This window comes from Microcoleus sp. AT3-D2 (assembly GCF_036705715.1).
Classification (GTDB): domain Bacteria; phylum Cyanobacteriota; class Cyanobacteriia; order Cyanobacteriales; family Microcoleaceae; genus Microcoleus.
The window spans coordinates 21,754-42,927 of record NZ_JAUBVE010000065.1 but is presented as its reverse complement, the minus strand read 5'-3'; the positions used below and the strand labels follow the sequence as shown (position 1 = coordinate 42,927).

General features: G+C 43.8%; 14 protein-coding genes and 1 tRNA gene. 8 read left to right on the top strand and 7 right to left on the bottom strand.

What is annotated here, in order from left to right; all coding sequences use genetic code 11:
* Nucleotides 1-1,125 precede the first annotated feature (1,125 nt).
* Together QUB44_RS22945 and QUB44_RS22940 are read left to right on the top strand one after the other, a co-directional pair.
* Entirely contained in the window at nucleotides 1,126-1,419 is a 294-nt protein-coding gene (locus QUB44_RS22945; RefSeq protein WP_333371056.1) for a hypothetical protein, read from the top strand.
* A gap of 32 nt (nucleotides 1,420-1,451) precedes the next feature.
* Nucleotides 1,452-1,736 carry a flagellar alpha dynein gene (locus tag QUB44_RS22940; protein WP_333371054.1) on the top strand — a complete coding sequence of 95 codons (285 nt, stop codon included), beginning with the start codon at nucleotides 1,452-1,454 and terminating at the stop codon, nucleotides 1,734-1,736.
* Between the two features lie 66 nt (nucleotides 1,737-1,802).
* Here the strand turns inward: QUB44_RS22940 and QUB44_RS22935 are convergent.
* Nucleotides 1,803-1,875, bottom strand: a tRNA-Arg gene (locus tag QUB44_RS22935).
* A 368-nt stretch (nucleotides 1,876-2,243) separates the two neighbouring features.
* On the opposite strand from QUB44_RS22935, the gene QUB44_RS22930 reads away from it, so the two are divergent.
* From QUB44_RS22930 to QUB44_RS22915, 4 genes are all read left to right on the top strand, one after another.
* Entirely contained in the window at nucleotides 2,244-5,111 is a 2,868-nt protein-coding gene (locus tag QUB44_RS22930) for an ATP-binding protein (protein WP_333371052.1), read from the top strand.
* Nucleotides 5,104-6,540, top strand: a complete 1,437-nt coding sequence (locus QUB44_RS22925; RefSeq protein WP_333371049.1) for a response regulator — start codon at nucleotides 5,104-5,106, stop codon at nucleotides 6,538-6,540. Before QUB44_RS22930 ends, QUB44_RS22925 begins: the two co-directional genes overlap by 8 nt.
* 125 nt (nucleotides 6,541-6,665) lie before the next feature.
* Entirely contained in the window at nucleotides 6,666-7,061 is a 396-nt protein-coding gene (locus QUB44_RS22920; RefSeq protein WP_333163109.1) for a response regulator, read from the top strand.
* Entirely contained in the window at nucleotides 7,058-9,664 is a 2,607-nt protein-coding gene (locus tag QUB44_RS22915) for a PAS domain S-box protein (protein ID WP_333371047.1), read from the top strand. Before QUB44_RS22920 ends, QUB44_RS22915 begins: the two co-directional genes overlap by 4 nt.
* 104 nt (nucleotides 9,665-9,768) lie before the next feature.
* Here the strand turns inward: QUB44_RS22915 and QUB44_RS22910 are convergent, their stop codons facing one another.
* The 6 genes from QUB44_RS22910 to tkt form a co-directional block, all read right to left on the bottom strand.
* Complete coding sequence (locus QUB44_RS22910) at nucleotides 9,769-10,857, bottom strand: response regulator (protein WP_333163105.1); 1,089 nt, start codon at nucleotides 10,855-10,857, stop codon at nucleotides 9,769-9,771.
* A gap of 125 nt (nucleotides 10,858-10,982) precedes the next feature.
* Nucleotides 10,983-12,485 (bottom strand): ATP-binding protein, encoded by a 1,503-nt coding sequence (locus QUB44_RS22905; protein ID WP_333371045.1) that lies wholly within the window; start codon nucleotides 12,483-12,485, stop codon nucleotides 10,983-10,985.
* Nucleotides 12,486-12,576: 91 nt separating this feature from the next.
* A complete protein-coding gene (locus QUB44_RS22900) occupies nucleotides 12,577-12,729 on the bottom strand; it encodes a hypothetical protein (protein ID WP_333371044.1) in 153 nt (50 codons plus the stop codon).
* Between the two features lie 305 nt (nucleotides 12,730-13,034).
* The gene (locus QUB44_RS22895) at nucleotides 13,035-13,481 is read right to left on the bottom strand and encodes a response regulator (protein WP_333081177.1); all 447 of its coding nucleotides are present in this window, start codon (nucleotides 13,479-13,481) and stop codon (nucleotides 13,035-13,037) included.
* Between the two features lie 48 nt (nucleotides 13,482-13,529).
* Nucleotides 13,530-16,325 carry a PAS domain S-box protein gene (locus tag QUB44_RS22890; protein WP_333371042.1) on the bottom strand — a complete coding sequence of 932 codons (2,796 nt, stop codon included), beginning with the start codon at nucleotides 16,323-16,325 and terminating at the stop codon, nucleotides 13,530-13,532.
* A gap of 577 nt (nucleotides 16,326-16,902) precedes the next feature.
* Nucleotides 16,903-18,918: a transketolase gene (gene tkt / locus QUB44_RS22885; protein WP_333371040.1), complete on the bottom strand. Its 2,016-nt coding sequence runs from the start codon at nucleotides 18,916-18,918 to the stop codon at nucleotides 16,903-16,905.
* 34 nt (nucleotides 18,919-18,952) lie between these two features.
* Between tkt and QUB44_RS22880 the strand changes: the two genes are divergently transcribed.
* Nucleotides 18,953-19,090 (top strand): hypothetical protein, encoded by a 138-nt coding sequence (locus QUB44_RS22880; protein WP_333371038.1) that lies wholly within the window; start codon nucleotides 18,953-18,955, stop codon nucleotides 19,088-19,090.
* A gap of 401 nt (nucleotides 19,091-19,491) precedes the next feature.
* The gene (gene lysS, locus QUB44_RS22875) at nucleotides 19,492-21,045 is read left to right on the top strand and encodes a lysine--tRNA ligase (RefSeq protein ID WP_333371036.1); all 1,554 of its coding nucleotides are present in this window, start codon (nucleotides 19,492-19,494) and stop codon (nucleotides 21,043-21,045) included.
* Nucleotides 21,046-21,174: the final 129 nt, after the last annotated feature.

Sequence of the window (21,174 nt, the reverse complement as noted above, 5' to 3'; positions counted from 1 at the left end):
GATTGCTGGTATTTATAATTATGAACTTTCTTTGAAGATAAATTAGCGCTCGCCTGAGACTTTCGCAAGAGGTCTAATGCAATTCAGTGGTTTTGGAACCATTAAAATGTTTGGAACTTTCATCCTCAAAAGAATAAAACGGAAGAGAGAAATATTCCTGACCATCAAGATATCGAGCAATCTCTAGCAGTTGGTCAGCCAAAGAAACTGGGACTCTAATGGTCTTAATATCGTTTGTAAGCCATGTAGAAGGGCGACCAGACCCTATTCGCTTCCCACCACGTCCAGGGGGCTTAACTGATTTAATCATGAAATCAAAAATAGATAGAGCCTTTTAACCACCACTGAAAATGTTTACCAGTTGCTAATCCTATCCAATTTTGAACCCAATTTTTGAAATTGCATACTATACCATTCTTTGTGTTTTTTTAAATGCTAACCGGGTATTCACCCCGGTTGGCCTGCGGCGCATTAACTCTTCACCGGCGCGGCCGGGAGGGCGGGCCATAACCCGGCTCCCCCCCCGGCCCACGTTCTTATCATATCAAACCCTAATTCCTGTATAGGCGATTTTCATGTCTACAAGTTTTGTCTACAATATGTTGATAGTGTAGACAGTTGTCTGTTAGTGTAGACAAATACTGTATATAGGTGTCTACAATGAGTCAAAGTCAAGTCGTATCGTTCAGGGCTTCCGGTCACTTCCTGAACTGGATAGAAGCTCAGAGGCTAGAGGGTGAGTCGGTAAGTCAAGCTGCACAGCGTCTTTTGAAAGAGCTTTCAGGCACGTCTAAAACGCTGTCTAAAGAAAGTGACACTAATCTAGTGTCTACAGTAACCGCCGAAAGTGTAGACATACTTATATCCGATCGTCTTGCCCCACTAATTAAACGGATAGCTGTCATTGAAGAACGTCTGGACAAACTGAAGGTTGACTAGCTAGACAGAGTGCTAGCATCTAACTAGACAACTACTAGACAGAGTGCTAGCATCTAACTAGACAACTACTAGACAAAGTCTAGCATCTAACTAGACAACTACTAGACAAAGTGCTAGTATCTAACTAGACAGCTAATAGACAAAGTGCTAGTATCTAACTAGACAGCTACTAGACAGGTGCTAAACATGACAGACAGATGCCAGCTTAACTTGAGATTAGACGGCCGCCGAGACTTGCTCGAAACCATTAAAGATGTCGCAGCAGCAGAGGGTTTGAGCGTCAATGCTTGGGTAGTGCGAACTTTGGAGCAAGTGGCCAACCAGGCAATAGCAGCGCCGCCAACTCAACCTCAAACACAAGTGTCCGAAATTTCGGACATCGAACCAGTGCTAGACAAACTGCTAGACAGTAAGCTAGACACTCTGCTAGCGGCTAAATTAGCAGGGATTGAAGAACGCTTGGGAAAATTGAGTGCCTGAGTGATGGCAACGATGAATCACTCAGGCAGGAATTGAAAGCGGCCAACAAGCAGCTTGCAGAATGGGACACAGAACTGAATCAGTTACACGAGCGGAATGGTGACTTAGGTTTGGAAGTTCAGAATTTAAAGGAAGAACTCAAGGAAGTGCAGCGCGATCGGGAAGCAAATAAAAACTCGGCTCCGACCGTCGCAGAATTTCCAGAGCCAGCCGACCTGCTCAACCAGTTGAAAGCGCGGCGCAAAAAGTCCGGCGCAAACTTGGCAGATATGGAGATGGTTTTGGAGATACTTGGAACAGATGGGAGCGAAATTTGAGCGGAAAAGAGGACTATCGGTAATACAATTAACCTGAAACCCTTACCCCGCAAAAGACATAGAAAGTGAGCACGGAGGGATTTGAACCCCCGACCCTCAGGACCGGAACCTGATGCTCTATCCACTGAGCTACGTGCCCTCGACTATTTACAGTATAACACGTCTTGCGGAAAATGGCGAGTGCCGATCGCAAATTTCCTGGCCGATCTCCACATCCCTTGACCCATGGGGGTTAAACTCGCCCGCGCGATCAAATATCAGGCTGTTCTCAAAGCCAGAGACTGCAACTTTTACCTAAATGGTAACAATAATACGACAATGGGTAAAATAATAGACCTTAATAGAGCAAACATTAGGTTCACATTCGATCGGGGTCGAGCATCTACCACAGCTAAAATAGCTCCCATCAATTCCCCCTAGCTAATCGGCAGTAAATAAATGGTGCTGCTGTTAAGACCGGTTGTGCAAATACGGTTCTAGACTAAGTTCACCAAACCTCTCAATTTTATGGTTTCTAAAATTTTAGACAAATTACCGCTGCGAACTGTTCTCATAGTTCCATTTGTACTGCAAATCGTGGGAGCCGTAGGACTCGTAGGATATCTGTCTTTTAGAAACGGACAAAAAGCAGTTAATAACCTTGCCAGTCAGTTAATGAGTGAGGTGAGTTTGCGTGTCGAGCAAAACCTGCAAGTTTACCTGACAACTCCCCACCAAATCAATCAAACCAAGCTGGATGCTGTCAAGCTCGGCTTGTTAAAGATGGAAAACTTATCAGCTTGGGAGAAATATCTTTTGCGGCAAGTACAACTATATCCATATATAAATTTTACCTCCGTTGGCAACAATAAGGGAGATTATAGATCCGGTGAACAACTGTCTAACGGCTCCCGAATGATTAATGTGATAGAAACATCTACTGGGTTGAATTTTTATTCTTACAATACAAACCAGCGAGGCGATCGCACTACAGTTGCCACCATTGTCAAAAACTTTGATAATAGGCAAAATACTGCGTATAAAAGTGCCGTAAAAGCTGGGAAACTTACTTGGAGTTCTGTTTATATTTCCTTGCTAGAGCCGACCTTAATTATCAGCGCTATCCAACCAGTATACAGCGAAAAAAATCAGCTAGAAGGAGTCTTATTTGCTGCCTTGCGTCTCGACCATCTTGGGAGATTTCTCAATAGTCTCAAAGTTGGCAAATCCGGTCAAACATTTATTATCGATCGCCAGGGTACTTTATTAGCAACTTCTACCACCGAAAAACCCTTTCGCACCAAAGATAATAAAAAACAATTGTTTAAAGTGGAAGAAAGCAGCAACCCTATTACTCAAGCGACAGCTCAATATTTGACGGCACACTTTCAAAAATTAGACAAAATTAAAAAATCTGAGTTATTGAAATTTGAAATAGATGACAAGGGACAATTTTTAAAAGTCCTGCCGTTCCAAGACGGCAAAGGTTTAGACTGGCTGATTGTCGTAGTTGTTCCCGAAGCAGATTTCACCAAAGAAATCGATGCCAATACCCGCACAGCGGTTTTGCTTTGTTTCGCAGCTTTAGGAGTAGCTGTGGTGATTGGCATTCTGACTTCTCAGTGGGTGACAAATCCTATTTTGAGCTTAAATACAGCAGCCAAAAATATTGCTAAAGGTGAATGGAATAAAACAGTAGAAACTGAACGCTCCGACGAATTGGGGGAATTAGCCAAGTCATTTAACAGCATGGCTCAACAATTGCAACAATCTTTTGAAACTTTAGAACAACGAGTGCAAGAGCGGACGGCAGAATTGGCCGTAGCTAAAGACAAAGCGGAAGTAGCGAACCAAGCTAAAAGTACCTTTCTTGCTAATATGAGCCACGAATTGCGATCGCCTCTCAATGCAATTCTCGGCTTTTCTCAACTGATGACTCGCAGTCAAACTCTATCCCCAGAAAATCAAGAAAATATTAGCATAATTAGCAGCAGCGGAGAACACCTCCTTACACTGATTAATAACGTGCTGGATTTATCTAAAATTGAATCTGGGCGCACCACCCTCAATCCCCAAAAATTCGACCTCTATCGCCTGCTTAATGAATTAGAAGATATGTTTCAACTCAAAGCAGATGACAAGCACTTGCAGTTAGTTTTTGATCGCAGTCCCGATGTGCCACAATACATAGAAGCTGACGAGTTAAAGTTGCGACAAATCTTAATTAATCTGCTCAATAACTCTCTTAAGTTTACCGATAATGGCGGTGTAGCGGTCAGAGTTAGCAAGCAGTCATTAGGTAGAAACCAGCAGACAGAAGGGGGAAATTTTGATCATTCGGAAGTATCACACAATACACAAACTCCAGAAAGTAATGGTCTTCAAATATCTCAATTCAGTCAGTCAAACCACCAGATCATTGCAACCCCAAATGACGAGGCAGCTTCTCCCTCTTTCTTCTTCCTTCATTTGGAAGTCGAGGATACTGGTCCCGGTATTGCTACCAATGAATTAGACGATCTTTTTGAACCTTTCGTGCAAACCAAGACAGGCAAAGATTCGCAAGAAGGTACCGGCTTGGGATTGCCGATCAGTCGCAAATTTGTGGAATTAATGGGGGGTGAAATGAGTATCTGTTCTGCTGTTGGTAAGGGAACTAATTTTAAGTTCGACATTCAAGTTATTGCGGTCGATGCGGCTGATATTGAAGGCCCAAAACCGAGCCGGGATGTTATAGGCCTGGTTCCCAGCCAACACACCTATCGAATTTTGATAGTAGACGATAAACCGTTCAACCGCCAACTGTTAATTAAAATCCTCTCTCCTCTGGGTTTTGAACTAAAGGAAGCTAATAACGGCCAAGAAGCTATTGAGATTTCGGATTGTTGGGAACCGCATCTAATTTGGATGGACATGAGAATGCCTGTGATGGACGGCTACGAAGCGACGCAATATATTAAAAGCACTATTAAAGGTCAAGCTACTGCGATTATTGCGCTGACAGCGAGCGTTTTGGAGGAAGAACGGGCAGTTATTTTATCGGCGGGTTGCGATGCTTTTATGCGGAAACCTTTCCGGGAAGCCGATATTTTTGATGCTATGCACAAACATATCGGAGTGCGCTATATTTATGAAGATCCGGGTCAAACTCATTTATCGGCAATCAAAGAGGGCGATCGCGCTATGAGTGCGGCTGATTTCGTAAAATTGCCTGATTCACTGGTAGCTGATTTAAAGCTAGCAATACTAAATGCAGATATGGATTTAATTGATACTTTGATAGAGCAAATTCGATTCAACGATGCAGTAACGGCAAGTGCGATCGCAACTTGTATAGAAAATTTTGAGTACGACAAAATTTTAAAGTTAATATCTCAAACAATATCACATGAATAACGACCTTCCTAGGACCGATCGCGGTAATATTTTAGTAGTTGACGACACCCCAGCTAATTTGCGACTGCTAGCCGGAATTTTGAATGGCAAGGGCTATAAAGTCCGCCCCGTACCTAGCGGCGAGTTAGCGCTTTCGGCGGCCAAAGGTATGCCTCCCGATTTAATTTTGCTGGATATTATGATGCCCGAAATGAATGGGTATGAAGTTTGCCAAAAGATCAAAGCTGATGAACGAACTTGCGACATCCCGGTAATTTTTATTAGCGCAATTAATGACGTACTTGATAAGGTCCAAGCCTTTGCTGTGGGTGGGGTAGATTATATTACCAAGCCCTTTCAGGTGGAAGAGGTGTTAGTGAGGGTAGAAACCCATTTAGCTATGTGCCAGTTGCGAAAAAAACTCCAACAGAAAAACAATGAACTTACAGTTACTTTAGACCAACTGCAAGCTACTCAGAATCAATTAGTGCAATCTGAAAAAATGGCCGCATTAGGGCAACTAATTGCAGGCATTGCTCACGAAATTAATACGCCGTTGGGGGCGATTCGGTCGTCTATTGGAAATATTACCAGCTTTTTGGATAACAATCTCGAAAGTTTGCCAGTTTTTTTTAAAGAACTGTCAGCAGAACGCCAGCAAGATTTCTTGCGTTTGATGTACAGTTCTAGTCAACAAAATTACTCTTTATCTACTCGAGAAAAACGGGTATTGAAAAAAGGCGTGAAGCAGCAACTCGATTCGGAAGGTATTGACAATTCTGACAGCCTTGCTGGCATTTTAGTCAATATCGGATTACAAGGAAATTTGCAAGAATTCTTGTCGTTGCTCAAAGATCCTGACAGCGAAAATATTATAAAAACAGCCTACGACTTTGCTAGCATTCACAGAAGCGCCCGAACCATTGCTACCGCTACTGAGCGCGCTGCCAAAGTCGTCTTTGCCCTGAAAAATTATGCGCGTTACGATGTAAATGGGGAAAAAATACAAGTGAATATTACGGATGGAATTGAAACTGTATTAACTCTTTATCAAAACCAAATTAAGCAGGGTGTGGAAATTGTCAGAAACTATCAAGATCAATTGCCTGTGGTACTGTGTTATCCCGACGAACTCAATCAAGTTTGGACAAATTTAATTCACAATTCCTTACAAGCGATGGGCAATCAAGGAACTTTAACAATTGACGCGGTAGAACAAGATACCAGCGTCTTGGTCAAAATTATTGACAGCGGTAAGGGGATTCAACCAGAGATTATTCCGAAAATTTTTGAGCCTTTTTTTACCACCAAACCTGCGGGAGAAGGCAGCGGGTTGGGACTGGATATTGTCAAAAAAATAATTGAAAAACATCAGGGTAAAATTGATGTGGAGTCGATGCCCGGTAAAACAGCATTTACCGTGTCTTTGCCGATTAATTTAACTGAGTAGGTAAAGCGCCGGAGACTGAAGTCTGGGGCTAAAATTTGCAGTCTACCCGCGCAGAATGTAGAATTTGGAAAACGGTGTACTGCCCATGGGGGTTCACCCTGCCACACTAAAGAAGGAAACTAGCGATGTCTAAATCAGCAATTTTGTGTGTGGACGATGAAGTAGGAGTGTTGGAAAGTCTGGAAATTGAACTGCAACAGGCATTTAACGGTAAATATCTTTGCGAATTTGCTGAAAGTGCTGCCGAAGCCCTGGAAATTATTGAAGAGCTATGTGAAGATGAGGTTAACATTTTAGTAATTGTCTCTGATTGGTTGATGCCCGGAATGAAAGGAGATGAGTTGCTGATTAAAATTCATCAAAAATATCCGCAAATTGTGACAGTGATGCTGACAGGACAAGCCGACAAAGAAGCAATCGAACGCACAAAAAACCAAGCAAATCTTCATGCTTTCATAGAAAAACCTTGGCGAAATCAAGAATTAATTGAAGCGATTAAGTCTGGTCTAGCAAATTTATGAAAAAACCAGTAATTATTTGTGTCGATGATGAGCAGACTATACTCGATAGTCTGGAAATAGACCTGCTCAAAGCTTTTGAAGATAAATATTTAATTGAAACGACCCAAAGTGGCGAAGAAGCTTTAGAGTTGCTGGCAGAACTTTTAGCAGAACAGTATGAAGTTCCTGTGGTTATTTCCGATCATATCATGCCTAGTATGAAAGGAGACGAACTATTAAGGAGCGTTCACGCTATCTCGCCGAACTGTCTCAAGATTATGCTGACGGGGCAGGCAGATTTGGAGGCGGTAGCCAATGCTATTAACTATGCTAAATTGTACCGATATATACCTAAACCTTGGCAATCTGATGACTTAAAGTTAACTGTTACTGAGGCCATATATAAATATTTTCAAGATAAACAATTAGCTGAAAAACAAATAGAACTTCAGGAAATGAATCAGGAGTTGGTAAAATTAAACCGCAAGCAGGCCATGCTGATTGCCAAACTCCATGAAAACGAAAGTCGCTTGACGCAATATCTAGAAGCTATGCCATTGGGCGTGTGTGTACTTGATGCAAACGGGCAATCTTTCTACGCTAACCAGAAAGCACGCGATGTATTTGGCAAAGGCACTGTGCCACATATTAATTCAGAGCAAAAAGCAGCAATTTATCAATTCTATAAAACCGGGACTAATCAGAGATGCCCTGTGGAAGAATTGCCTATTATGCGGGCGCTTCGCGGCGAAAATGTGCGGACTGAGGGTGTAGAAATTCGTACAGCTAATAAGATTACTCCTGTAGAAAGTTGGGCAACTCCAATTTATGATTCTACAGGCGAAATTTCCTATGCGATTATTGCTTTTAGTGACATAAGTGAACGTAAAGAAGCTGAAGCGGCGCTAATTCAAGCTGAAGAGAAGTATCGCGGGATATTTGAAAATGCTCTCGAAGGTATATTTCAGACGACGCCGGACGGACATTTTATCAGTGCGAATCCTGCTCTTGCAGAAATTTACGGCTACGATTCCGCATCAGAATTGATAGAAAGCATTAATGATATTCAGCAGCAATTGTACGTGAAACCGAACCGCCGTCAAGAGTTTCTGGCGCTGATGAAACAGCACGGTACTCTGTGTGAGTTTGAGTCTCAGGTTTACTGTCGAGATGGCAGCATTATATGGATTTCTGAGTATGCGCGCACAGTTTATGATGCTAACGGTGAAGTGCTTTACTATCAGGGTTTTGCTAAGGATATTAGTTTGCAAAGACAGGTGGAAGTGGAACGAATCAGGTTTACTAATGATTTAGAAAAAGCTTTGGCAGCTCAAGAAAAGTTAAATGAGGCACTCTCAGAAAGCGAAAGCCGATTGACTCAATTCTTGGAAGCGATGCCGGTGGGAATATTTGTTGTGGATGGTAAGGGTAAACCTTTTTACATGAATTCTTGGGGCGAAAGGATACTAGCCCAAGGTTTAATTTTTGATGGGGGTACTGACCAATTTCCTGAAGCTTATCATTTTTACGACGCTGCAACTAATCAATTGTATCCGAGAGATAGCCAACCGATTGTTCGGGCGTTGCGGGGAGAATTTGTGCGTATGGACGATCTAGAAGTTCATGGGTCGGATCGCATTGTGCCGATCGAGGTTTGGGCGACTCCAATCTACGACGAACGGAAAAACATAGTTTACGCGATCGCAGCTTTTCAAGACATCACAGAACGTCTAGAGGTAGAAACCGAGCGCCGCCAATTCACAGACGAGTTACAAAAAGCTTTAGCAGCGGAAGAAAAATTAACAGATGCTTACGGGCGATTTGTGCCGCACGAATTTCTCCACTTTCTGGGATATGAAAGTATTCTGGAAGTCAAATTAGGCGATCAGGTACAAAAAGAAATGTCGGTACTGTTTTCAGATATCCGTGATTTCACTTCTCTTTCGGAAAGGATGAATCCCGAAGAGAATTTCCAATTTATTAATGGTTATTTGTCGCGCATGGAACCAGCAATTACTGACAATTTTGGTTTTATTGATAAATACATTGGCGATGCGATTATGGCGCTGTTTGATGGCAGTGCGGACCATGCTGTGAAAGCGGGAATTGCAATGCTACAAGAGCTTAACGAGTATAATATTAGTCGTAATCAGGTCGGTTCCCCGCCGCTGCAAATTGGCATAGGAATCAATACGGGTTCTTTGATGTTAGGCACGGTGGGCGGCCAAAGTCGGATGGACAGCACGGTGATTAGCGATGCGGTAAACTTAGCATCCCGCGTGGAAACTTTGACGAAAGAGTATGAAGTTTCGATGTTAATTACTCACAATACTTTTATACAGTTAAACGATTTTTATGATTTGAGGCTGATCGATCGCGTAACAGTTAAAGGCAAATCGCGAATGGTAACACTTTATGAAATATTTGCGGCAGATCCGCCAGATTTACGACAGAAAAAGTTAGAGACAAAGACAATCTTTGAGCAAGCTTTGGTACTATACAATAGTGACAAGTGTGGCGAAGCTATAAGATTGTTTTCGGCCTGCTTGGAAATCAACCCTAATGATAAGGTAGCTCAAATTTATATGCAGCGGTGTCTGAAAGGAGCGATCGCTCCTGCATAATACCATTTTAGAGTTTAGATTTGAGAATTGGGAATGATTTATTCCATAAGGGTTGGGAGTTTGCCTAAAGTGGTATTCTTTTTTTAAACTGGTCTAATCATTGTTTAGACTGGCAGGGAAACGCAAACTATGGTTTCTTGTTGCGGAAAACTTTCTATTTTAAATTCTCCTCCGTGCAATTCTACAAGGCGTTGAACAATAGCCAAGCCCAATCCCAAACCTGCTTGTTGGTAAAGTTTGCGATCGAACTGCCTGTAAGCTTCTAGCTGGGCAATCTGATCGGCAGTCATGCCACGGCCTTGGTCTTTGACACACAGAAAAAAAGTCTTATTTTCCACGAAAGTGCTTAATAAAACAGGCGTTCCTTCTAATGAAAATTTGAAGGCATTGTCCAATAGTTCTTCAACAATTTTTGCGAGTCGGACAGAATCCATAGCTACCGAGGCATCTTGCAAGTTTAATTGTAAATCGTCTGTTCTATTCGCGTGTTTTGCTTGCTGCCGCGCTTTTTGACTCAGCAAAGATTTTACACAGATAAATTCGCTGTTTCGCATCTCCTTTAGCAGTTCGGGATTTGTGGCTGCTATCTCCAGTTCTGCATACAGTAAAAAGTTCTGAATCAGTCGATACAAACGATGGCCGGAAGTTTGAATTTGACCGATCATCTCTAAGATATCGGATTCCTCTAATACCTTATATTCTGACAAAATTAGCTCAGAAAAGCCCAGAATTGCATTCAAAGGAGTCCGCAATTCGTGGGGCAGCGACATACTAATATTAGTGCGTAATTCGTCTAGGGTCTTTTGAGATTGTCGGCTAATTGTTTTTTGTTTTTCAAGTCTAATAGCAATGGCTTTGAGCAGTTCTTGCGGCGTACACGGTTTAGTAATGTAATCGTCAGCTCCCAGTTCCATGCCCGTGCGAACGTCAACTTTATCGGCTTTGGCTGTGAGGAAAATAAACGGAATTGTGGCAGTCAAGGGTTCGGAGCGCAAAGCTTTGATGACGCCGTGACCGTCTACTTCCGGCATCATCATGTCGCACAAAATTAAATCCGGGATTTGTTCGATCGCCAATTTGATGCCTACTTTGCCGTTAATCGCTCCTATTCCTTCAAAATTCTCGGCTTCCAGCAACTCTAAAATATTTTCTCTAATCGCTTCTTCGTCTTCTATTACCAAAATCTTAGCCACGGTGATAGCTCCTTTTAGTTAGTAGTTTGTTGGAAAAATTCTGGGTTCAGATACTTGATAAGTTTGTTTGTTAGGGGCTTAATTAATCGTTAAATGGCGGATATATATAGTTGATAATTCAGTTGTTATTGACGGGGATCGCAAATTAAAGGCAAGGTAATAGTGAAAGTTGTGCCTTTTCCTTCTTGACTGTCGATCGCGAGTTGGCCGCCGTGAAGCTCCACAGCCCTCTTCACAATTGCTAAACCCAGACCTGTTCCCGAAATAGTGCCGACATTTGTAGCTCGGTAAAAAGTTTCTAATATCCGCTCTCGATCGGCTTGGGGAATGCCGATGCCCTGGTCTTGAACTTGGAAAACAGCTTCTTTGTTTTGACAGTTGAGGTGCAAGGAAACTGTACTGCCGGCGGGGGAATATTTGATGGCATTTGAGAGGACATTTCCCAAGATTTGCTGCAGCAGTTTTTCATCCATTTGAGCCTCGCAGTTGCCGCCTTCATATTGAAAGGCGATCGGGTGTTGGTTGCTGTCGTTGAGCTGCTGCTCTTCTACCAGTTGACGGCAAAATTTTTCAAGGTTTAAGGAAACCGGTTGAAACTGCAAGGTATTGGCTTCGATTTTGCCAATTACGAGGATATCTTCTAATAACTCTGTCATGCGTTTAATTGCTAATTGAATCCGCACAAAATGAGTAGATTTTTTATCTTGGGGCCACTGAGAACTGTAATCTTGCAGCAATCCAGCGGAAAATTGGATGGTTGTCAAAGGTGTGCGGAACTCATGGGAAACCATTGTGACAAATTTAGCTCGCAGTTCAGAAAGTTCTTTTTCTCGTGCGAGGGCTTTGAGAATTTCCGCTTCTGCTCGTTTACGATCGCTAATGTCACGGGCTTCCGCAATCAGCAGCAAAACTTGTCCTGTTTCATTTTTAACAGGTTTCAGTGAGAAATCAACTGTCATAATTTGGTCACTTTTGCCTAACAAGTCGATTTCGCTGCGGAAAAACTCGCCGCGACTTGCTTTGCCGATCGCGCATTGCAATTGTTCGGAAACCTGTGGCGACTGGGCCCAAATCGCCATTTCCCAAATCGGGCGACCCACAATACCCTCCGATCGCAATCCGGAAAAATCGAGGGCTGTCTCGTTGACTTCCAGCACAATTCCTTGGGGAGTCAGCAGCTTGGTTAGCTGAAACGAAGAGTCAAAAATCGCCCGAAAGCGGCGCTCGCTTTCCCGCAGCATTTGAAATGTTTGAGATCTTTCGATCGCGTAGCGGATCGTCCGCACTAATAATTGAGTAGTAATTTGACCTTTAACAATGTAATCTTGAGCTCCCAAGCGAACTGATTCAAGTGCGATCGCCTCATCGTCCAAGCCTGTCATTACCACCATTGGCACATCAGGAGCAACTTCTCGGAGGCGAGTTAGCGTTTCCAAACCGCGGCTGTCGGGCAAAGAAAGGTCGAGCAAAACTACATCAAAGGATTGTTTGCACAGTTGTGCGATCGCCTCATGCAGGAACTCAACAGACACCAGTTCCCACTGGACGCCCACAGATACTTCTAACAGTTCTGCAAGCAAATCAGCATCAGCAGGATTGTCTTCTACTAACAGAATCTTAATCCACATAGCTTAGACGTTTTTGACTGTAAAATTTTTACTCTACCAATTTTAGGTTAAACTTTTTTGCTTTCCCATGCCATTTTCAACTTGAAAATTATTATTTGGGAACTGTCACCACCACCCGCCACCAATCCTCAATCCATCTCACCAGCTTAGCAACTTGACTAAAATCGATAGGCTTAGTGATGTAGCACCGGGCTGAGAGGGCATAAGACTTGAGCATCTCTTCATCGGCTGCTGAGGTTGTCATAATTACCACCGGAATCATTTTTAACTTGACTGCTGAGGAGATTTATATCAATATTTTCAACCGTTTTTTTAGCCAAAATCAAGTTAAGCATAATTAAATTGGGACTATAATGCGAACAGAAAAGCCAGCTTTATTCACTAAAATTATTGCTTTTACCATATCTTATACTATTTGCAAATTGTGAAAAATTGGCTGGTCGCCAGCTTTTATAAAGTCCATTCAGCCTCGCTGAGCAAATCATCCACCAGCCGAATTTCCATAGGTTAAAAATTTTTAGAGCGCTCATAAGCAAAGCATCTGTTCGTTTAATTTAGAGGAAGTTTGACGACTGCCAGCCAGAATTCCTCAATTAACCTCACTACTTTAGTAAATTCTACGAAGTCTACCGGTTTTGTTATGTAACAGTTGGCGTGGAGCGAGTATGACTTAAAAATATCTTCGGGAGCTGCTGAAGTGCTGAGGATAACTACAGGAATTAATTTTAACTTTGGGTCAGTTTTAATTTCTTCTAGCACTTCAATACCGCTTTTTTTCGGCAGATGCAAATCGAGCAAAATTAAATCGGGACGAGGTACCCTGAGATAGGGTTCTTTTCGGCGCAAAAACTTGATTGCTTCGACTCCATCCTCCACAAAATGCAAGTTATTCAATATTTTGCCCTGACTGAGGACTTCTATTGCCAAATCGGCATCGCTGGGAGAATCCTCAATCAGCAGAATCTCTATAGGTCTAACAGTGCTTCGATCGCTCATAACCGGCGTATCCTTTAAAGTATAAAAACAAAATTGAACTTTGAGGCTTCAGCTACTAATTATAGGAATAGTGAAGTAAAAAGTCGCTCCTTTTCCCTCTTGAGATACCACCCAGATCCGACCGCCGTGGCGTTCAACAATGCGCTTGCACATCGCCAAACCTATACCAGTACCGGAATATTGGCGACGGGAGTGCAGGCGCGCAAAAATGATAAAAATACGATCGGCATACTGCGGATCGATTCCAATGCCGTTATCGCGGACACTGAATACCCATTCGCTCTCTTGCCTGCAGGTAGCGATATGAACCAACGGGAGCTCTTGGCGACAAAATTTGATGCTGTTGGCAATCAAATTTTGGAATAATTGCACCAGTTGAAATTCATCCGCCATCACAGTTGGCATCGCGTCGCAGGTGATTACAGCTTTTGTTTCGGCGATCGCAATTTGCAAATTGCACATAGTTTGCTTAACCACAGCGTTGCAGTCCGCCTGCTCAAACTCCTGACCCCTTGTTCCCAGGCGCGAATAAGCCAACAAATCGTTGATTAACTGCTGCATTCTGGTGGCGCCATCGACAATATAATTAATATATTTATCTGCGCGATCGTCTAAATTTCCTTGATAGCGCTGGGCCAGCAATTGAGTGTAACTGGTAACGGCTCGGAGGGGTTCTTGCAAATCATGGGAAGCCACATAAGCAAATTGTTCTAATTCCTCGTTGGAACGCTTCAAATCTTCTGTAAGTTGCAGCATTTGCTGCTCTGCTTCCTTGCGGCTTGTAATGTTGTAAACCAAGGCGCAACAAGACAGCAGATTACCCTCGGAGTCCATGACTGGACTGGTAGACATATCAGTCCAAATATCTTTACCGTCCTTGCTTTTGAATTTAAATTCGTGTTGTTCACCAATACCTTGCTTGCGCCGCTCGACATTTTCAATAGCTTGTGGTTTTTCCCGTTCGTCCATAAAATCAAAAAGCGACCGCCCGAACATTTCTAATTCACTATAGCCTAGCATTCGCGCCATTGCGTGATTCACGTAAGTCGTGAGGCCATTTCGGTCAATTACCCAAATACCTTCTTCTGCTAATTCAACTATTTGCCTGTACTTAAATTCGCTTTCCTGCAAAGCAGTTTCAGTTAGTTTCCGCTCAGTGATATCTTTCATAAAACAGTGGTGCCCGTTAAATACCCCTTGTGCGTCGCAAGCTTTTACCATCGTTAATTGCTTATAAAAAAACGAGCGATTTTTTCGGACTCCTCTAGCTTCAACTTCTACTTTGCCAGAAATTAGCATTTCCTGATAAGCTGAGAGCATCATCTCAACATCGCCCGGATGTACGGTGAGCTGCCATTTCATGCCAAGCATTTGTTCCGGTTCGTAACCGCATTTATGAGCGTAAGCTCGGTTAACCTTCACGTAGCGCCCCTCAATATCCAGCCGTGAAATGCCTTCCACCGCATTTTGCATGGCACTGGTTAGGTCACGCAGCTCTTTTTCAGCTTGTTTGCGATCGCTAATATCCTGACCGATACCCAAAAAACCGTTAATATTTCCGTTACTATCAAATAAGGCAGTCACCGAAAGCAGTACCGGGAACCGCGAACCATCTTTGCGAATGTAAGTCCATTCATTTTCGTCAGCGATTTTCCGGGACGGCAAGGCAAATAATACTTGAATTCCCTGCTCTATTTTCACTCCCAATTCTTGAGAAAGAACTTCAGCTCTTTGAGCGACCTCCAGAGGCTCGTGAATTATTGCTAACGTGGCTTTTCCGACCACTTCTTTTAGCGAATAACCTAAAAGTTGCTCAGCCGCCCGATTAAATGTTTTAATTGTACCGTCGGTATCTGTAGAAATAATTGTGTAGTTAGCGCTATTAAGAATTGCATTTTGCAGTTGCGTCAATTCCAACAAAGTGAGCGCAATTTTTTCGCGGTAAGCTATTTCTTTTTGCAATTGGTGGTTAGAAATTTCGATTTGAGCAGTGCGCTCAGCAACTCGATGCTCCAGAGTTTCATTGAGCCGTCGATTTTCATCTTCTACCTGCTTGCGTTCTGTAATATCAGTAATAGTACACACATAACTTTTAACCTCCCCATTTTCTCCAATTTGACCGACAGATTGACCGAATACCCAACTGGTTTGAGTGTGATTAATGCCTTGAAAGCGGTACTCAGATTTAAACGGCAATTTCTCCTGCGCGGCGCTATACCATTCAGAAAAAACCCGATCGCGGTCGTCTGGATGAATGCCTTGCAACCACCCTTTGCCCAAAGCTTCATCACAGGTTATTCCCGAAATTTGACACCAGCGCTCGTTGACATACAAGCAGTCTCCTCCAGCATCGGCATAAAATATTCCCACCGGGGAAGCTTCAGTTAAAGTTTGATAGCGAGCTTCCGTTTCTCGGCGTTCAATTATTTCTTTTTGCAGTATTATATCGATCATCCCTAATTGAGTTGGACTCAAGAGAGTTAATGCTTGGGGAACGAAAGGAATTAATGCAAAAGCGGTGTAACCAGAAATCGCGGCGGTAATAATTTTCAGACTGCCAGAAACCCAATAAACAGGATGCCAAAGCGTCCAAACTTCCATTACATGAGTAGTGCCGCCGGAGATAATAAAGGCTGCAAACAGCCAAACGATGTTGCGAAAGGGCAAGTCTTTTCGCTGAAATATAAAATAAATTAGCGATAGGGGTATTGAATAGTAAGCCAGGGCAATGATAGAGTCTGACACTATGTGGAGTGCGACTAGCTCTCGCTGCCAAAGGTAACAGTAGCCTTGAGGAATATAATTTCCCGTGAATAACAGGTGATTTAAAAAGTTCCAAATCATAAACGGAATGGGAAATGGGGAAGGAGTAATTTAACGTAATAACTTATAAATTATCTTAACTCTCTGAAATATACAGTAATATACAGTTCTGGAGGCACGGGGGCTAAAAACCCGGTTTCTTCATAAATGCCTCGTTGCCAAACCGAATATTGTTGTAGAAACTGGTTTTTCTTCCGTAAGTCTTAATATAGCAATTCTCAATGATTGGCGAGCTGTAGCGAGCTCTAGGTTGGGTATAACTCATATGTTGCACCATTCTCAATAATCCTTTTATGGACAGGCTTTCCGGCCCGTTCCACAAGAGATGAATTTTCTTGTGGAACAGGCCGGAAAGCCTGTTACTGACAATGGTGCAAGATGTGAGGTATAACGAAGTGAAACCTATATGCCGATTTGAGATTTTAGGATTTTAGCTTTTCCTTCTTTCTTCCTTATCTTCTAAATAACTAAAGCCTTCTTCGATCCATCCGTTACATCTGTTACATCGGAAGAAAGCGAATCCGTTGCCGAACTTCCTTCTGCTATAAAAAATGGGGCGAGCCCGAAGCCCGCCCCACCAAAAATTATGCTGCTGCTATTAACCCAACAGCGCCTGAGCCTTAGCTACCACATTATCAACGGTGTAGCCAAACTTTTCTAAAGCAACGGGGCCCGGTGCAGAAGCGCCGAATCTGTCGATGCTGAGGCTGTCGCCTTCTGAACCCAAATAACGTCCCCAGCCGAAGCTAGCAGCCGCTTCAACTGCCAACCGCTTAGTAACAGCTTTCGGCAGTACAGATTCGCGGTAAGCGGCATCTTGTAGGTCGAACAATTCCCAGCAAGGCATCGAAACTACGCGCACTTTATTACCTGCAGCGCGCAATTTTTCAGCGGCATCAACACAGAGGTAGGTTTCGCCGCCGGTGCCGATTAAAATGATGTCGGGAGTGCCGCCGTCGTCGGACAAAATGTAAGCGCCTTTGGCCGTTCCTTCGATCGAACTTCCAGCCAAGTTGGGCAGATTTTGGCGCGACAAAGCCATTAAAGTTGGGCGAGTGCGGCTTTCAACTGCCACTTTGTAAGCGCCGGATGTTTCATTTCCGTCTGCTGGGCGCATTACCAACAAATCGGGAATTACGCGCAGAGAAGCGATGGTTTCCACGGGTTGGTGAGTGGGGCCGTCTTCGCCCAAGGCTACGGAGTCGTGAGTCATTACGTAAATAACTCCAGCTTCCGAGAGTGCAGAGAGGCGAATTGCTCCCCGCATATAGTCAGCAAATACCAAGAAAGTGGCGCAGTAAGGAATTAAACCGCCGTGCAGTACCATACCGTTAGCGATCGCACCCATGCCGTGTTCCCGCACACCAAACCGCAGGTTACGTCCTTCGTACTGACCTTTTTGGAAGTCTTTTTCACCCTTGAGCAAAGTCATGTTAGAAGATGCCAAGTCAGCGGAACCGCCGATCAGTTCAGGTAGTACACCTGCCAAAGCATTCAAACATTTTCCAGAATGATTCCGAGTCGAATCTGCCTTATCTTCCGGCTTGTATGTCGGCAAAACTTTATCCCAACCTTCAGGAAGTTTGCCGGCAACGCTGCGCTCATATTCTGCAGCTTCTGCAGGATATGCTGCTTTATAAGCATCAAAAGCTTTCTGCCATTCTTGCTCAGATTGAGCACCGCGATCGACTGCTTTGCGGAAGTGTGATAAAGCATCATCAGGAATCTCAAACGGTGCGTGTTCCCACTTCAAGAAATCGCGAGTTGCTTTCACTTCATCGGTACCCAAAGCAGCACCGTGAGAACTGTAAGAATTGCGCTTGTTTGGAGAACCGTAACCAATGATGGTGCGGACTTTAATCATGGACGGTTTGTCCGTGACTTTTTTGGCTTCTTCAATAGCTTTGTGAACTGCTTCTAGGTTAGTATCTTCGTCTAGAGCGGTATTGTCTACTGTAATGACGTGCCAATTGTAAGCTTCAAAACGCTTGCCGACATCTTCAGTAAAGGCCAAGCTGGTGTCGCCTTCAATAGAAATGTGATTGTCATCGTAAAAGGCAATTAATTTGCCGAGTCCGAGGTGTCCGGCCAAAGAACAAGCTTCGCCAGAAATGCCTTCCATGTGGCAGCCGTCACCCATGATGACATAGGTGTAGTGGTCAACAATTTTGTGGTCGGGCTTGTTAAACTTAGCAGCGAGGTGAGCTTCTGCCATTGCCAAACCGACGGCATTAGCAATTCCTTGTCCGAGGGGGCCGGTGGTAACTTCTACGCCTTCGGTGACGAAGTTTTCGGGGTGTCCGGGGGTTTTGGATTCCCACTGACGAAATTGCTTGATGTCGTCGAGGGTGACGCTATCGTAGCCGGTCAAGTACATGAGGGCGTACTGTAGCATACAGCCGTGGCCGGCGGAGAGGACGAAGCGATCGCGATTAAACCACTTGGGGTTTTTGGGGTTGAACCGCATGAACCGATCCCACAGCACGAAGGCCATAGGGGCAGCGCCCATCGGCAGTCCCGGGTGTCCTGATTTTGCTTTTTCTACCGCATCGATGGCCAAAAAGCGGATAGAGTTGATGCAGAGTTCTTCGAGTGATTGGGTTGCAACAGCCATAATTCTGGTTTTTATATGTTAAGAGAGAGTGTGTGTGGTCGATCCTGACAGAGGTGCGATGAGCCGAGTTCGATCGCTCGCGTTTCTGCTGTTCAGTTTCTGTGGAACTGCCGTGAGGCTGCACTACATATCATCTCACCTGTTGCGATCGACAGACAACTTAATTTTTTAATGTTTCGGTCGCTTTGTGCAGTCGATAACAATAGTTGTCTGTTGACTGTTGACTGTTGGGGAGAGGGAGTAGGAGGGATTGTTGTCTGTTGACTGTTGGGGAGAGGGAGTAGGAGGGATGGAGAGGATAGAAGACTTCCGTCAGGATTAAAACCTTACTGACCTTCCGCATCTGTCGATCGCCAGTGTGTCTGGATTATCTGACAAATTGGTCTATGTTGACCAGTTATGATAGAGTTTGGTGTTTCTGACATTTTGCAGCTCGATCGCGAACAGCCAAGATGCCTGTTCCACAAAGAGTGAATTTTCTTGTGGGGCGTTGCTTTGAGCAACGCTCGATCGCACGATCGCCAGAATAGTGCAAGATGTCAGATATTTGTAATTTTAATCAGGCAATAACTAATGACTCTGAGTGAAGCCGAAGTCCGCAGTCAAAAAGTAGACGAACTGCGATCGCAAGGCATAGAACCGTATCCCAGTGAATCCTACGCGCGATCGCACACAGCCAAGCAAGTTCGCGAAATATTTAGTCAGCCGGGAAAAGAACTCGAAAATGGAGAAAGTGACCCCGAAGAAATTTCCCTGCGATTAGCCGGCCGCATCACTTCCAAGCGAGACAGCGGCAAAATTGGTTTCATCGATTTAAAAGACGCCACAGACAAAATTCAACTCAAAATCGAGAAAGCAATCGTCACCGGCGAAGTCGGTTTGAGCTTTGAACAAATTAAAAAATTGCTCGATGTCGGCGATTTTGTCGGCGTCGAAGGTATCGGCTGCCGCACCCCCAGGGGAGAACTTTCTATTTTAGTCAGGGAATTCAAGCTTTTATCAAAAGCTACCATTCAATTTCCCGATTCTTATTACGGAATTAACGACCCCGAAGTTTGCCGCCGTCACCGCGAAATGGATTTGGCAAGCAACCAAGATGCGCTCAACCGTTTTATGTTGCGAAGCCGCATCGTTCAAAGCATCCGTTCCTATCTGTGGCAAGCCAATTTTTACGAAATAGAAACGCCAACACTGCAAGCTATTTACGGCGGTGCTGCTGCTAAGCCATTCATCACTCACCACAATGCTTTAGAGGTAGATTTGTATTTGCGAGTGGCTCCAGAATTATTCTTGAAAAGAGCAATTTGTGGGGGTTTCGAGCGAGTATTTGAACTAGGGAAAGCATTTAGAAATGAGGGCATTGACAGCACCCACAATCCTGAGTTTACCTCTTTAGAAGTTTACCAAGCTTATGCTGATGTTTTCGACATTTTAGGAGTTGTCGAAGATGTGATTTGTTTCGCAGCGGCGGCGGTATTTGGGGATGTCAAAGAAATCGAAAATCAGGGGGAAACGATTAGTTTAGAACGCAAGTTCGACTACAGTGAAAAATATCCCGGTTTCAGCGGCAAACACTGGCAAGTAAAAACGATGGTAGAAGCTGTCAGAGACGAGTTTGGGCTGGATTTTGACAGTTTGGACTTGGAAAGTGCGATCGTCTCTGCAAGCAAACTAGAATTGCACCTGTCTAAGTTAGAACAACAGAGTTTAGGTTACGTGCTGTATGCAGTTTTTGACAAATTAGTTGTTCCCAAACTCATTCAACCTACATTCATCATCGACTACCCTGTTGAAGTCAGTCCCTTAGCAAAAGGACATCGCAGCAAGCCCGGATTTGTAGAACGTTTCGAGCTATTTATCAACGGTACAGAATACTCGAATGGATTCTCAGAATTGAACGATCCGAAAGAGCAAAGAAAGCGGTTTGATGAACAGTTGGCGCAGAAAAATGCCGGCGATGACGAAGCGCATCCAATGGATGAAGATTTTATTCAAGCGCTATCTTTGGGAATGCCTAACTGTGCGGGCATGGGTATCGGCGTAGACAGATTGGTGATGCTTTTAACTAATACTCAAAGCATCCGAGATGCCGTCATGTTCCCGACAATGCGGCCGGTCAAAGATTGATTGGAGTAGGTTTTTTGCAGATGTCTAATAAGTACATGGGGATTTTTTAACCGCAGATATCAGCGGATTAACACAGATAAACGCAGATGGAATTTCATCTGCGTTTATCTGCGTTTATCTGCGGTTAAA